Source organism: Maribacter sp. X9 (assembly GCF_048537565.1).
Lineage (GTDB): Bacteria > Bacteroidota > Bacteroidia > Flavobacteriales > Flavobacteriaceae > Maribacter.
This window is the reverse complement of record NZ_CP183215.1, coordinates 1,632,841-1,647,747: the sequence shown is the minus strand read 5'-3', so window position 1 is coordinate 1,647,747 and position 14,907 is coordinate 1,632,841. Positions and strand designations below refer to the sequence as shown.

16 protein-coding genes are annotated in these 14,907 nt (G+C 37.8%); 8 read left to right on the top strand and 8 right to left on the bottom strand.

Annotation, left to right across the window (positions count from 1 at the left end):
* The first annotated feature begins 4 nt into the window (after positions 1–4).
* The 3 genes from ACNR9Q_RS06890 (at position 5) to rlmB (ending at position 3,383) form a co-directional block, all read left to right on the top strand.
* Entirely contained in the window at positions 5–889 is an 885-nt protein-coding gene (locus ACNR9Q_RS06890) for a hypothetical protein (protein WP_419213874.1), read from the top strand.
* 300 nt (positions 890–1,189) lie between these two features.
* Entirely contained in the window at positions 1,190–2,545 is a 1,356-nt protein-coding gene (locus ACNR9Q_RS06885) for an aryl-sulfate sulfotransferase (protein ID WP_419213873.1), read from the top strand.
* A gap of 103 nt (positions 2,546–2,648) precedes the next feature.
* A complete protein-coding gene (gene rlmB, locus ACNR9Q_RS06880) occupies positions 2,649–3,383 on the top strand; it encodes a 23S rRNA (guanosine(2251)-2'-O)-methyltransferase RlmB (protein ID WP_419213872.1) in 735 nt (244 codons plus the stop codon).
* Positions 3,384–3,389: 6 nt separating this feature from the next.
* Here rlmB and ACNR9Q_RS06875 read toward each other — a convergent pair whose 3' ends face one another.
* Positions 3,390–4,136 carry a rhomboid family intramembrane serine protease gene (locus ACNR9Q_RS06875; protein WP_419213871.1) on the bottom strand — a complete coding sequence of 249 codons (747 nt, stop codon included), beginning with the start codon at positions 4,134–4,136 and terminating at the stop codon, positions 3,390–3,392.
* A 137-nt stretch (positions 4,137–4,273) separates the two neighbouring features.
* Between ACNR9Q_RS06875 and ACNR9Q_RS06870 the strand changes: the two genes are divergently transcribed.
* The gene (locus ACNR9Q_RS06870; RefSeq protein WP_419213870.1) at positions 4,274–5,551 is read left to right on the top strand and encodes a replication-associated recombination protein A; all 1,278 of its coding nucleotides are present in this window, start codon (positions 4,274–4,276) and stop codon (positions 5,549–5,551) included.
* Here the strand turns inward: ACNR9Q_RS06870 and ACNR9Q_RS06865 are convergent.
* The 6 genes from ACNR9Q_RS06865 to radC form a co-directional block, all read right to left on the bottom strand.
* The gene (locus ACNR9Q_RS06865; RefSeq protein ID WP_419213869.1) at positions 5,548–6,447 is read right to left on the bottom strand and encodes a hypothetical protein; all 900 of its coding nucleotides are present in this window, start codon (positions 6,445–6,447) and stop codon (positions 5,548–5,550) included. The genes ACNR9Q_RS06870 and ACNR9Q_RS06865 overlap by 4 nt on opposite strands.
* 75 nt (positions 6,448–6,522) lie before the next feature.
* Entirely contained in the window at positions 6,523–7,944 is a 1,422-nt protein-coding gene (locus ACNR9Q_RS06860; protein ID WP_419213868.1) for a DUF5723 family protein, read from the bottom strand.
* Between the two features lie 20 nt (positions 7,945–7,964).
* Positions 7,965–8,510, bottom strand: a complete 546-nt coding sequence (locus tag ACNR9Q_RS06855; RefSeq protein WP_419213867.1) for a hypothetical protein — start codon at positions 8,508–8,510, stop codon at positions 7,965–7,967.
* Positions 8,511–8,560: 50 nt separating this feature from the next.
* Positions 8,561–9,250: a YjjG family noncanonical pyrimidine nucleotidase gene (locus ACNR9Q_RS06850; protein ID WP_419213866.1), complete on the bottom strand. Its 690-nt coding sequence runs from the start codon at positions 9,248–9,250 to the stop codon at positions 8,561–8,563.
* On the bottom strand, positions 9,243–10,538 hold the full coding sequence (locus ACNR9Q_RS06845; RefSeq protein ID WP_419213865.1) for a polysaccharide deacetylase family protein: 1,296 nt from the start codon (positions 10,536–10,538) through the stop codon (positions 9,243–9,245). Before ACNR9Q_RS06845 ends, ACNR9Q_RS06850 begins: the two co-directional genes overlap by 8 nt.
* The gene (gene radC, locus ACNR9Q_RS06840) at positions 10,539–11,237 is read right to left on the bottom strand and encodes a RadC family protein (protein WP_419213864.1); all 699 of its coding nucleotides are present in this window, start codon (positions 11,235–11,237) and stop codon (positions 10,539–10,541) included.
* Between the two features lie 62 nt (positions 11,238–11,299).
* On the opposite strand from radC, the gene ACNR9Q_RS06835 reads away from it, so the two are divergent.
* Positions 11,300–11,743, top strand: coding sequence for a DUF1569 domain-containing protein (locus ACNR9Q_RS06835; RefSeq protein ID WP_419213863.1), 444 nt, complete (start codon positions 11,300–11,302; stop codon positions 11,741–11,743).
* Positions 11,744–11,799: 56 nt separating this feature from the next.
* Here ACNR9Q_RS06835 and ACNR9Q_RS06830 read toward each other — a convergent pair whose 3' ends face one another.
* A complete protein-coding gene (locus tag ACNR9Q_RS06830) occupies positions 11,800–13,155 on the bottom strand; it encodes a UDP-N-acetylmuramate--L-alanine ligase (RefSeq protein WP_419213862.1) in 1,356 nt (451 codons plus the stop codon).
* A gap of 100 nt (positions 13,156–13,255) precedes the next feature.
* On the opposite strand from ACNR9Q_RS06830, the gene ACNR9Q_RS06825 reads away from it, so the two are divergent.
* The 3 genes from ACNR9Q_RS06825 to ACNR9Q_RS06815 are packed head-to-tail and all read left to right on the top strand — an operon-like array spanning position 13,256 to position 14,893.
* Entirely contained in the window at positions 13,256–13,573 is a 318-nt protein-coding gene (locus ACNR9Q_RS06825) for a cupin domain-containing protein (RefSeq protein WP_419213861.1), read from the top strand.
* A 57-nt stretch (positions 13,574–13,630) separates the two neighbouring features.
* A complete protein-coding gene (locus ACNR9Q_RS06820) occupies positions 13,631–14,080 on the top strand; it encodes a hypothetical protein (protein ID WP_419213860.1) in 450 nt (149 codons plus the stop codon).
* A 27-nt stretch (positions 14,081–14,107) separates the two neighbouring features.
* A complete protein-coding gene (locus ACNR9Q_RS06815) occupies positions 14,108–14,893 on the top strand; it encodes an SDR family oxidoreductase (protein WP_419213859.1) in 786 nt (261 codons plus the stop codon).
* Positions 14,894–14,907 lie beyond the last annotated feature (14 nt).

The following is a 14,907-nucleotide window of genomic DNA, read 5'->3' as shown; positions in this document are numbered from 1 at the left end:
AAAGATGAAAAAATACATAAAAACCCTTTTTATACTAACGCTGGTTACCACAAGCTTTTCAGCCTGTGAGTCAAGCAATAAGGCTATTGACGACGTGTTTGCAGAAACAACTCGAGGAGCAGTTTTGAGAGCTACTACTCCGAGTGCGGAAGTTGCCGCACAGAGCTTTAATTTCAATGATCCAACTTCAGCCTATTCTGTTACGTTTGAAGTAGAAGACAATGATGCTGGAGGCCTGTTGGACAATGTGGAAGTCTATACGACATTCAATGATGCAAGTGAAACCATTCCAGCCGGATCGGAGGTATTGATAACTACACTACCCGCTTCAGCATTCTCAATTAATGAAGACGGATTACCCGCAATTACGGTAAACTTAACCTTGGGTGAACTGGCTTCTGCAGTAGGGCTATCACCGGATGATTATTCCGGTGGTGATTCTTTTACACTACGCTATGCATTAAACCTTACCGATGGCAGGGTTTTTTCTAATACGAACCTTAAAAGTACTGTTGCAGGTGGTGCATTTTTTAGATCACCATTTATATACACTGTACCATTAGTATGTCCTCCTATTGCACCTACTGCGGGAACTTGGACACTAGAATTAAGAGATTCTTATGGTGATTCTTGGAATGGAGCTTCGTTGGATGTAACGATTGACGGTACCACCACCAATTACACTCATCCGGATGGTGCTTCTACTACTATTACATTTGATGTTCCTATAGGGACTGAGTCAATACAAATTGTCTATAATAGCGGATCTTATGACGAAGAAAATAGCTTTCAAGTCATTTCTGCAAACGAAGAAACTGTATTAGATTTAGGACCTTCTCCAGCAGCTGGCGAAAGTCTTTTTGACTTTTGTGAACCATTAAATCTATAATTAAAAACTCCATACTTAAAAAAAGGGCACAAATAATCTTTGTGCCCTTTTTAATTAAAAATAAAACAACACAGTATCTAGGGTGTTATTATATTTAAATAATGATTTAAAATTTAAAAAAAAGAACTTGCAATAATTGAAAGAAGAAAAGATAAGTGTTACGAAGTTACCTGAAGGGATTAAAAAACAACCAAATTCAGCTTTCGATAATTGAACATAAGCTAACTTTGTAATTCAAAATTCTTCATTACGAATCTTCACATAAAATGTGACTTAGTCTTTTAAAAAATTAACCTTACAATGAATTCTCATCTTTCATTTCTTAAAAGAAAATTACTATTTAGTCTAATAATACTTTCACTGTTCTCATGCTCTAATGATGAAAATTTAATATTACATCCCAAAGAAGGGGAAATCGAAAAAGAAGGAGAAATCGAAAAAGAAGAAGAAGAAGAAGAAGAAGCCCTTAAAACTTTTGAGACCATCAAAGGAGATATAGGAATGGTTTCTCTATATGACAAAAACAAAATACAAGATGATTATATCTTAGTAAACGACGCAATGAGCAACAGGGTATATCTTATTGATAAGGCTGCAAATTTGATATATGAATGGCCATTGGGCGAGCGAAAAATCGGAAATGATGTGGTATTATTACAAGATGGTACTTTACTGGCCTCTTTACAGGATGAAAATACTGAAATTCTTTTTGGTGGTTTCGGTGGCAAAATCCAACTGATAAACAAAGATGGAGAAACATTATGGAATTTCGATTATTCTAACTCTGATCACCGATCTCATCACGACGTTGAACTATTGCCTAACGGAAATGTTTTGGCAATTGCTTGGGAAAGAATTTCATTGGAAGAAGCAACAGCAATTGGCTCTAAACTCGGAACTGAAATCTATACCGAATCTATTATAGAAATCAACCCAAATAACGACTCAATCGTATGGGAGTGGCATGCTAAAAACCACTTAATTCAAGATTTTGACGAAACCAAATTAAACTACGGCAGTATAAAAGAAAATCCACAATTGATAAACTTAAATTATGTGGATACTGATAATGGCAACATTATGCACGCAAATGGCATTGGGTACGATCCTATTAATGACCTCATCTATCTTAGCGTGAATTACTACAGTGAAGTTTGGGTATTGGACCATTCAACATCAATCCCAGATGCCGCTTCCAGTTCTGGAGGTAATTTCAAAAAAGGAGGTGATTTAATCTATAGATTCGGAAATCCAACTACTCAAAACAATCAGTTAGATCAGCGTTTATTTATAAACAACCATTTTCCAAATCTATTTGAACCTGGTAAAATGTTAATTTATACAAATGGTGGAGAACTTAAACAATCCACTGTTTATGAACTAAAGCTTCCTATAGAACTTACGAAAAAAATAATTCCTTCAACTTCTCAGCCTGAAATTATCTGGAGCTTTACAAATTCCGAATTATTTTCACCTAAAGTCTCGGGAGCTGTTCGTTTGCCGAATGGCAACACTTTAATTACTGAGGGAGATTATGGAATATGGGAGGTTACAGAACTTGGAGAAGTTGTGTGGAAATTTTCATCAAAAGGTTTCTTTTGGCGGGCATATCATTACAACAAAAATGACCCAGCAATTCTAGCATTGGATCTTTGAAAGCAGCTTTTTTTATTGTTGGACAAATCTTTAATTCTATCTAACAAATAAACATTTACAGCCGCCCAAGTTTTCTTGGGCGGTTTTTATTTACCTTTGCCCCATGCAAGACAATACCCAAATCTATGGCTTAAGAGCCATAATAGAAGCTGTTAATTCGAATGAAGAAATAGATAAGGTTTTCCTTCAAAAAGGTCTTAAAGGAGACCTTATGAAAGAATTGGAAGGTCTTCTACGAAGAAATGAAATCAACATGGTTTATGTACCGGTTGAAAAATTAAACCGACTCACCAAAAACAATCATCAAGGTGCAGTTGCCAACATCTCCCCCATTGCATTCCATACTTTAGAAGACTTAGTGGAAAAAGCAAACCAAAAAGAGGGTCCGGCTTTGTTTTTGCTTTTAGACCAGTTATCTGATGTCCGTAATTTTGGTGCGATTATCAGAACTGCGGAGTGTACCGGTGTTGATGGCATCATCGTGCAAAAGAAAGGGGCCGCCCCTGTAACTGCGGATACCATAAAAACTTCGGCCGGGGCTGCATACAAAGTGCCCATTGCAAAAGTGGACCATTTAAAAGATGCTGTTTTTTATTTACAAGCTTCCGGAATCAAAATAGTCTCCGCAACGGAAAAGACGAAGGACTCAATTTATGATGTTTCTTTTAAAGATTCCATTGCCATCGTTATGGGAGCCGAAAATCGAGGTATTTCACCTTCTATTTTAAAAGCATCGGACTATTGTGCCAAACTGCCGTTATTGGGTGAAATTGAATCCTTGAATGTTTCGGTGGCCTGTGCGGTATTTTTATATGAAGCGGTACGTCAACGCATGTAATACTCATCATTCGCGAACATTGTTTTTATCAACTGGTTTATAGATATAATTCACCCCATAATCCTCATCGGCATTATTCCTATCATCTTCCGGTAATTCAATAAAATTTCCTTCTTCATCAAAATGGCGTAAAAAAGGATCATCCTCTTCCTTAAAATCATCCTGTTCCCAAGCGAATTTTTTAGGGTCCGGGGTTTTTGCTTTTACCAAAAATGCTAGAAATAATCCGGTCACAAAACCGGACAAGTGACCCTCCCATGAAATTCCATCCTTTACTGGAAAAATGTACCAAAGTAAACTTCCATAAATAAACACTACGATAAGCGATAGTGCTATAAGCCTATAATAGCTACTGAAAATTCCTTTAAAAAATATAAAACTTGCCAATACATAAATAAGTCCGCTAGCTCCTATGTGATAAGACGTGCGACCTATGAGCCAAGTTAAAAACCCTGACAATAGTATTCCATAAATGACAATTCGCCACGCAACACCCCTATAAAAATACCAAAGGGCAGTTAATAAGATTCCTAAAGGAATGGTATTATTATACAAATGCTTCAAGGAACCATGGATAAAAGGACTTAAAAACACCCCTTTTAAACCAGAGAGCTTTCGGGGCATAACACCGTACTCATTTAGATTTATCCCAAAAGCTAGTTCCAACCAATACACCGCCCAAATCAAAATCATGGCTAATAAAGGGATTATTAGAATGCTATTAGAAAATTTAAAATGTCCTTTTTCTGACATGAGATTAAATTTAGAAGCAATTTCTCAATTATATCACCAAACTATAAAAATTAGTCATATTGTCATTCTTCCTTTTAAAGTTATGGATTGATGGTATAGAATTATCTTCTGTTTTAAGATTATCATACTTTTGTACCATGAATGAACCTTTAGCTGAACGGGTACGCCCGAAAACATTAGATGAATATATAAGTCAACATCACTTGGTTGGTGAAAAAGGCTCCTTGACACATCAGATCAAAAAAGGAATTATTCCCTCGCTCATTCTTTGGGGGCCTCCAGGAACCGGAAAAACAACCTTGGCGAACATCATTGCCGAAGAAAGCAAGCGTCCATTCTACGTACTGAGTGCCATAAACAGCGGGGTAAAAGATATACGTGAAGTCATCGACAAAGCAAAACAAGCGGGGGGATTGTTTACGGCCAAAAACCCCATTCTCTTCATTGATGAAATACATCGCTTCAGTAAATCTCAACAAGATTCACTTTTAGCAGCTGTTGAAAAGGGATGGGTCACCTTAATTGGAGCCACAACCGAAAATCCTAGTTTCGAAGTTATTCCTGCTCTGCTCTCCAGATGTCAGGTATATGTTCTGAATGCTTTTGGAAAAGAAGATTTGGAAAATCTTATTACAAGGGCAATGCAAAAGGATAATCACCTCAAATCAAAGAAAATAAACCTCAAAGAAACAGAGGCTTTACTACGATTATCTGGAGGGGATGGAAGAAAATTATTGAATATTTTCGAACTGGTCGTCAACTCTGAAGAAAGCGATAATATTAAGATTACCAATGACTTAGTACTTTCAAAAGTGCAAAAAAATACGGTTCTCTATGACAAAACCGGGGAACAGCATTATGATATCATTTCGGCATTTATCAAATCGATACGAGGCAGTGATCCTAACGGTGCCGTTTATTGGTTAGCCAGAATGATAGAAGGTGGCGAAGATGTAAAATTCATCGCTAGGAGAATGCTCATATCGGCATCGGAAGATATTGGATTGGCAAATCCGACGGCGCTAGTCATAGCGAATACAACATTTCAGGCCGTAACCACTATCGGTTATCCAGAGGCACGTATCGTACTTAGCCAATGTGCCATTTATTTAGCAACTTCGGCAAAGAGCAATGCGAGTTATTTGGCCATCGGAAAGGCACAACAAGCTGTTAAACAAACCGGAAATCTTTCTGTGCCACTACCTTTGCGTAATGCGCCTACCAAATTAATGAAGGATTTGGGATACGGACAGGAATATAAATACGCCCATGATTACCAGAACAATTTTGTGGATGCCGAATTTCTTCCTGAAGAAATTAAGGGCTCATCTTTTTACAAACCAGGAAATAATCAACGCGAAAATGCGCTGAGTGATTTTTTAAAGAAAAGGTGGAAGCACAAATATGATTTTTAGAATTTGATGTTCAGTTTTTCCTGTACCAATGCTCCATTCTCATAGTATTCAAAAATCCATTGCTTATCTTTTTGATAGACCATTCCATTCTTTGCATCGGATTGGGCCATGTATACATTTTCAGCGGAACTTTTCAATAATTTCATGCGAATTTTAGGAGTGTTATCTACCAATTGATATCCATTTTCTGTAGGCTGTGCATACCAAACCTCGTCAATGGAGTTTTTTTCATTTTCCAATTGTTTTATAGCAGTTGGTATCGTTTTTTCACCTTTGGTCACATTCGAGGCCACAGGAGTCTTGTCCTTATAAAACTGCTCTGTCTCCGTAGATTTTTGCTCTATTACCCCATTATTGATATCGTCCTTCCTAGAATCCACACTTGTTGGGGTCTTGGATTTCTCCGGTTTTTTAACATCATTTTTAAAACTGACGGTAATAGGCTCTTGGGTAGTATTGGCCGACTGTTCTCCGTTGTAAGCATAATCAACACTGTTAAAAGAGCGCATGGCTTCTCTGATTGCCTCATTAAAGGCCTCCTTATATTGCTTTATCTTACTGGTACCTTCCATAGTTGTAAAAACCAAAACGCCATTACAGTCTTTAAGAACGATAGTGGTTTTAGTAGTGAACAGATTGCTATTATCTTGCAATTCTACCAATAGACCCAAACACCGGTTCTTGCTCAAATCTTCTGGTAATGCATCGTCATATATAGGTGCAAAACCTTTACCCTCAAACAGATATTTAATTAGCGTACTGGTCTGATACTGATTGGCTTTCTTAAAGCCTTCAAACTTTTTTGGAACAATTATGTATTTATAATTATTTAGGTCTGACTGAGAAAAACCTAAATAACCTATCATCAAGCATGTAATTACAACTACTATTTTCAAAATATTTTACTTTAAAATCCATGGTAATATATGAAAAAAGTGTGCCAAAAATCAATATGGGAGAAGGAAGATGGGCTACTTTTTCCTTCCCCAAGAAATAATATTCAATCCTAGTTGAAAAGAAGCGTAATTGCTGGCCGCAATATTTTGATAGGATAACAAGTTGTCAGCCATCAGATAAAAATTTATTGGTCCTGCTTGAACGTTCATTCCTAAACCAACATTACTATAACTAAATTTATCGACAGTGTAGGTAGTTTTAATGGCTAGAATATTTCCAACCCTCCGCGTGTAAAAAGCTGTAAGTGCTGCTTGCGGACCTCTTGGCCTATTAATTGCATAGAACTGAGCACCTATTGAATTTCTGTACGCAGACCGAAGTTCGCCTGCCTTTGATGATCCAACCGTACAATCACATTGAAACCCACTCTTACCGCCCCCTATTGCTTGACCAAAATCATGGCGTATAGAACCATAGATTTTAGTGGGCCGAAGGCTTAAATAACTGTGAGTATCCGTATCAAAAGGGATCAACCTTTCAACATCATCTACCAAGTCTTGCCAGAAATCTCTATTGAGATTTGCGAAATCCTCTACAACATCTATTTCAATACCTTCGACCGTTTCCCTACCCTTCAGCGTATAATTTTTAGCGTCATTAGTGTGGTACATGAATCCTAGATCCAAAATACTTCCTGTCAGGGTAGTTCTTTCTGACAGGTGATAGGTGAAGCCTACATCCAACCCCAAGCCCAGATCACCGCCCAACAAAGCTCTTTTCACTAACGCGTTCGATGTAGAACCAGAATCATTCGCGTCGTCTAAGGCCTCTATTCCCGAAGTATGTAAAACCATATCTGCATCTAAGGTGGTGGCAATCGTATTATTCTGCCCTTGCGTATTTACCAGATATCCCTTGTTATGTGTAGAACGATAATCGAGAATGCCCGAATAGAGCTTCCCCCTAATCCCTAAGGTCAAATTTCGATTTACCATTTTATTGACCCCAAAGTGCATGACGTTGACCAAAGATCCACTTGAGTTTAAATCGCTCAAATCGAATTTTCTATTAAGCTGATCGGCATTTCCATCGAATATGAGCGAAGCATAATCTTGGGGCCAATAGGTTATATTGTCGACTTCAAAATAGCCCCCGAAAGAATAGAAAACATTGGGGTTTTCAAGTTTAAATCCGCCATTAAAATATTCCAATTGAGCGGTTGTACTAAATTCATCCTTAGGTTTTAGAACCGCCAATGCCCTTTCCCTTACCTTTACATTAATATCAATGCCATCATCTGCAAAAATATCATTCACAGATATACCATTTGAACCGGCATATCCAGAAATACCGGACAACATGGGAACCCCAACGTACCATTTAAAATCCGTTTCAATTCCAGGATTTAACAAAAGAGATTGAGGTATTTCGTTAAAGTCATAGAGCACTTCTTTGTTTTGGGCGATACCCAAAGAAGCAAATAAAATACTACACATTAAAAAACACCGCATTAAACTCATTTCAATTCAAGGGTGAATTTAGCGCTAGAGCGAAGCACTATTGCCGGATCGGATATACTAGAAGTACTGCTGTTATCGCCTAAATTTCTAGCGGTCAACCTTATCTTAGAAGTATTTCTAATGATATCCAAACTTTTACCCGTTGTTCCATAATTTACATCACGGACCAAAGTTGCGGTCGGAGCGGCATCCCTTTGAAATGACTCTGTATCTAAAACCGTATCATTGGGATCCAAAAAATCGAGCGTAATTTCAATGGGTTTACTGGTCGTATTTTCCAACTCGTAACTTAACACTCCAGAAAGGACCCGTTCAGCAAAAAAGGGCTCCTCAAACGCATCAAAATTAAAATCCTGGGAAAAAACGCTAAGTCCTGAGACCCTATTTATAATACTTTCTTGAGCCTTTACATAAAAAATGCTGGTCTCATAGGTCGGGGTTATCGCAAGATTCTCCATTTGATCAAAATCTTGCTTTTCTGAACAAGAACTTACACCTAAAAAACCAAGTAAGATAATTATAAGAACCCGTACAGCCTTCATAGGTACCAAGTATTATTGAATTCCAAGCGGAATCTCTACTAATACTAACTCTATAAAAGTGATTTTATTTCCTGTAAATCGTAAATAATTGGGGCATGTGGATGTTCTTCTTCCCTATGGGCATTAAAATGTAATGTGTGTAAGCCTACCGCTTTTGCGCCAAGAATATCGGCCTCTAAACTATCGCCTATCATTAAGGATTTACGGGAAGTAGTTCTAGCTTTTTCTAAGGCAAGCTTAAAAATAATAGGATTTGGTTTTTTAACTCCGGCCATTTCCGAATCAATTATTTGATCAAAGTAGCCATAAATACCAGAATTCCTTAATTTCTTTTCCTGTATTCCTTGAAATCCGTTGGTTATAATGTGCAACTTATATTTGGGTTTTAGATACTCCAAGACCTCAACGGTATTAGGGAAAAGATGGTTAAAAGAGGAAAGATGATTTATATATTCATCAGCTAAAAAATGGATAAGTTCATCAGTAGCCGAATAGCCCAAAGCATCGAAAACCGACCTTAACCGCTGATACCGAAGATTTTCTTTGGTTATTCGTTCTTCACGGTACATCTTCCAATATTTGAGATTGGCCGGCACATACACCCTCAAGAAATCGTCAAGTCCCAAATTTATTTCTTGCTCAAGAAATATTTTTTGAAAAGTGTATGCAGAGTTTTTTTCAAAGTCCCAAAGGGTATGGTCCAAGTCGAAAAAAATATCGGTAATCTGATCTTTACGCATGTTGTTCTTCCATTATTTTGGCGTAAACCGACATCCAATCTTGCTCATCTTTGTTCCCTAACAGTTCGTTCGAAAACATGGTTATCAATGTACCGTTGACTTTCCTTACTTGCTCACCCAATATATTTACTTGCTGTAAAATAACTTGCTCCCTTTTTATTTTTGCCAAGGCATAATCATGAACGGCAAAGGGATGTATTTTTATCGGTTGTTTTACCTCTAGAGGAATATCATAGAATTGAAACGGGGTGCAGGTACCTGCCCGAAAACCTAATTCATAAGTATAGCCCATGGTATAATCATCTGTAAACTCGGCAGAAATTAAATTTCTATAGGTTACTGGAACGTCTACCCTATTGTAACGCATTTTAGCGTTATTCACTGGTCTATTAATTACCTCCTCTAGATTGGCCTTTTCCTTTTTCAATAACTCTTGATCCGAAAAGGAACTATAGGAAGCTGCTAAAGAGACAGGCGCATAATCTGCAACATATTTGATGAGCGACTTGAATCGAATACTGTTGGTAGAAACATTCTTGTCATACTTGGAGTAGTCTGCGAATTGAAAAAAGAAGTTACTTTTTACGCCGTATAGTTTATGTAAAGCAATCAATTCAGCAAAATTATCATAAGGATCCTTTTGTTTCTTTAAACCCACAGCGATACGTTCATAAACCCGTTTGAATTTAAAGGTACCCAGATCCATTATCAAACCCGCAAAACCTCTTACAATTCCCCTGTTCGCATAGCAATGTGAAGTAGCTACGTCTAGAATTGAAATAAAGTCATAAGCTCTTTTTTTATGTTCAAGACCATCAAATTTAGCTTTAAGTGCATCCAACAATTTGTAGGCCCAAATATCGACCACGGGTTTTTGTAGGAATTCATTCTGATAAGCAAGACTATCTTTTGGGGAAAACCTACCATGTATATCCTTAACATGCGGTAAATACTCCTCGTATCTTGAAATAAGAAAAAAACTAGCTGCAAAAATATCAAACGGAAGATTACTTCGCTCCCCATTAGAAAAGAAACAAGGCGTTCCATCCCAATCAGCAAGATTGATTTGAATATCGTTTATTCCCTGTTCAAACAAAAGTTCGTTGCTCCGTATAAAAAATTCGTTCTGTAAAGGTTGTTTGGTATACGTTATTTTTGGTCCTGAATGTTTAATGAACTCTTCTACTTTTGTGGTGAAATCAATAGCTACACCTAATAAGTTCACGAAGATATGCCTCATAATATAGGTGAGGCGCGGGGTAATTTTATGGGTATAGATCAATAACATTTAAAGGATTTTATCATCGGCAAAACTATAATAACTTTTCTGGGTAACGATTAAATGATCTAAAACCTTAATGTCCATAGTTTCACAGGCCAACTTTATTTTTTGAGTGATCTGCTTATCCGCTGCACTTGGTTTTAAGGTTCCCGACGGATGGTTATGCGCCAAGATAATGGCAACCGCCCCAAGTTCTAAGGTTTGCTTCATAATCAAACGGACATCGACCAGTGTTCCCGTAATGCCTCCTTTGCTCAATTGTGCCTTATGCAGTACTTTATTGGAATTGTTCAAAAAGATAATCCAGAATTCTTCATGTTCTAACTCACCCATAATCGGTTGCAAAAGATGATATACATCTTGGCTACTCCCAATTTTGTCAATTTTCAACGAATCCTCTCCCCTCCTTCTCCTTCCCACCTCCAAGGCCGCAGCTATACTTACCGCTTTTGCTTCACCAATACCTTTGAACGCCATGAGTTGTTTTATGCTAAGTCTACCCAATTCGTTCAAATTATTGTCCACAGAGGCTAAAATACGTTTAGAAAGTTCGACCGCACTCTCGGATCTGCTTCCAGAACCGATCAAAATAGCGATAAGTTCGGCATCGGATAAAACAGAACGCCCTTTGGAAACCAATTTTTCCCTCGGCTTGTCGTCATCGGACCAATTTTTTATGGAAAAAGATTTTGGCTTTTCCTGCATCTGATAAAGATACTGAACTAATTATTTTGTACTAATTTAATCATCAATTAAAAATCAACACGATGCAATCACTTTTAACGCAAGCAGGACACCAAGAAATCAAGCAACGATTAAGTAAACTCTCTGCAGATTCCAAAAGACAATGGGGTAAAATGACGGTTGGTCAAATGTGCTGGCATTGTCAATTGCCATTAAGGATAGCCCTTGAGAACAAGCCCAATTCCTCTAAAGGAAATTGGTTTGTCAAAACTTTTTTCAAGAATTCCATGTACAACGATAAACCTTGGCGTAAAAACCTGCCGACCGCTCCTCAATTGAAAGCGAAAGAAGAAAAGGATTTTGATGCCGAGTATTTAAAATTGCAGAACTTGATCGATGAATTTCATAATATAAAAGATCGAGAGAAATGGCATCCGCATCCTATATTCGGTTCGTTCACCAAAGAACAATGGGGACAACTAGAATACAAGCATATAGACCATCACTTACGACAGTTTGGGATTTGATTCCTGAGCTTTTAAGTAAAACTCGCTGCTTTGTTCTCAGTACGAACTACTAGAAATCAATCGACCAAACTATTTAACTTCTTTAAATCCAATCCACCGTAATTACCGGAACTCATGAGCAATAAGGTGGAGTTTTTATAATGACGATTTTCAATAAAACCGTGAAAGGATTCGGCATCGGTGAAGATTTTTAAGTCGTTTCGTTCAAAAGCCTCCGAAATTTGAGCTGGAGAAACTTCCTTTAATTTTTTAATAGCAACGGATTCGGGCAAATAAAAGATGACCGCTTCATCGGCAGCATCCAACGCGCCCTTGTACTCCTTTAAGAATTCGGGATTAAAACTGCTGTACGTATGCAGTTCCAAACAAGCAAGTAATTTTCGATCAGGAAACTGTTCTTTAACCGCTTTTGTAGTAGCGGCAACTTTACTTGGCGAATGGGCAAAATCTTTATAAGCGATACTCGTTTTACCCTCTGCAATTTTTTCCAAACGTTTGGAAGCTCCTTTAAAAGAGGCAATCGCCTCGTAAAAATCTTCCTCATCTACACCCATATTCTGGCAGATCCATTTGGCCCCGGCGAGATTACTCAGATTATGTTTCCCGAAAACTTCAATAGGCATAGGCCCCTCTGGAGTTTCTAAAAGTGTTTCGCCGTTTTCCACACTATATTCAGGAGTGGAATACGGTAATTTTCTTATTGCATTTTCAGAAGCCATCACTACTTTTTTGACTTCTTCGTCTTCTTCGTTATAAGTGATACTTCCTCCTTTTACGATGCTATCTACAAAAATGCTGAACTGTTCCAAATAGTTCTCAAAAGTGGGAAACACATTGATATGGTCCCAAGCGATACCGCTTAACAGGGCAATGTTAGGTTTGTACAAATGAAATTTGGGCCTACGATCAATAGGTGATGACAAATATTCATCGCCCTCCAATACTATAAAATCATTCTCTTCGGTAAGGTGTACCATTCTGTCGAAACCATCTAATTGGGCACCCACCATATAATCGACCGCGATATCATGATACTTAAGCACATGAAGAATCATGGAGGTAATAGTTGTCTTTCCATGGCTTCCACCGATTACGACACGGGTTTTATTCTTAGATTGCTCATATAGAAATTCGGGATAGGAATAAATCGTCAAACCTAGTTCTTGGGCTTTCAATAATTCCGGATTATCAGCCTTTGCATGCATCCCTAAAACAATGGCATCCAATCCTATGTGAATCTTCTCAGTAAACCAACCGAATTCCTCTGGCAACAATCCCTTTGTCGCCAACCTTGACCTTGAAGGTTCAAAAATCACATCGTCACTACCCGTAATGGTGTATCCCTTATGTTTCAACGCTAAAGCCAAATTATGCATGGCACTACCCCCGATGGCAATAAAATGTATGTTCATTAGTATTATTTTTCGGGTCAAAGATACGTATTGAGCAGGGTAGCACAAATCATTTTAGAAAGACCACTATTCTTTTTACCTTACCCCGAAAATTAAATTCATGCATTTAGAACTACAGAACATTCCATCAAAAGAAATTATGCCCGGCTATCACGGTAAAATGATACACGCTGAAAACATGAGCATAGCTTTTTGGGAAGTTGAAAAAGATGCGCAAGTACCTGAACATAGCCATATGAACGAGCAGATCATGCATGTTCTTGAAGGAGATTTTGAATTCACCTTGGACGGAAAAACTAAAGTTTACCATCCGGGAGATATCGTTATTATCGCTCCCTACGCAAAACACAGTGGCAGGGCCTTAACGGTTTGTAGGTTAATGGATGTTTTTAGTCCTACTCGAGAAGAATACAAATAAGAGCTTGGTCAGAAACAACCATTTTCAAATTCTACATCTACTGTACAAATAACAAAGATGAAAAAACTATCGGCACTCATTTTACTTTGTATTTTACAAAGTTGTAATCTTGAACAAGATTGTGGCCAGGACTGTTTTACACCACCTCAAAGTTTTACATTTCAAATAGTTGACAATGAAAGCAGAGAGAATCTATTTACCAATGGTACTTACAAGATCGAAGAATTAAAAATCGTTAATGTTCTTGACAGGGACAAAACGTTCGAGTTTAAGTTTATCACAGAGAACAATGTTGACCTCATTCAATTAAACAACATTGGTTGGAAAACCGAAGTCGTATCTCTTTCCTTTGAAGTATCAAATACTTCCATTTTCAAATTTAAAGTAGATGCGGAGAGAAAAACCGCAAATTGTTGCAGCTTTACCACTTACAAAGAAATAAGTGTTAAGGATGCCAATTTTGAGCTGGACAAGCAGACAGGAATTTATAGAATACTTGTGGAATAAATTCACAAATGAATAAAGCAGAAAAAAATGAACATATCATTAGTACATAAAAAAGCATTGGTTGGTGGCAGCAGTGGCGGTATAGGAAAGGCCGTTGCACGACAATTGGCAGAAAGTGGCGCAAGTGTCACTCTTATGTCGCATAGTGAAGAAAAGTTACAGAAAATTGTTTCAGAATTACCAACAAACCAAGGTCAGCATCATCAATATCTAGTGGTTGACTTTAGCGATTTTACGGGATACAAAAAAACAATCAACGCTTATTTCGAAAATAACGTCATCGATATATTAGTGAACAATACCCAAGGTCCGTCTGCAGGAAGTGCGCTTGAAAAAAAGGTAGAAGATTATCAAGAAGCATTCGACTTGCTTTTTAAAACCGTCGTTTTCACCACTGAACTCGCGTTAGAAAGTATGGTGAAAAACAAATGGGGAAGAATTATTAATGTTGCTTCGATTTCGGTAAAAGAACCGCTTTCCTATTTGGCACTTTCAAATTCCATTCGAGCGGCTGTAGTAACTTGGGCCAAATCTTTGGCCTCTGATGTTGGTAAATACAACATTACCGTGAACAATGTACTTACAGGCTATTTTGACACGGATCGTATCCATCAGCTCAATGCTAAAAAAGCCGAGCAATTAGGTATCGACCAAAACGAAGTTCGCAACGAAATGGAGTCGAAAGTGCCCGTGCAACGCATTGGAGACCCAAAAGAATACGGCTATTTAACGACCTTTTTAGCATCGGATAAGGCCGCTTATATTACCGGTATCAACCTTCCCATTGATGGGGGACTCCTTAAAGCGCTTTAGGAAAAAAATGTGGC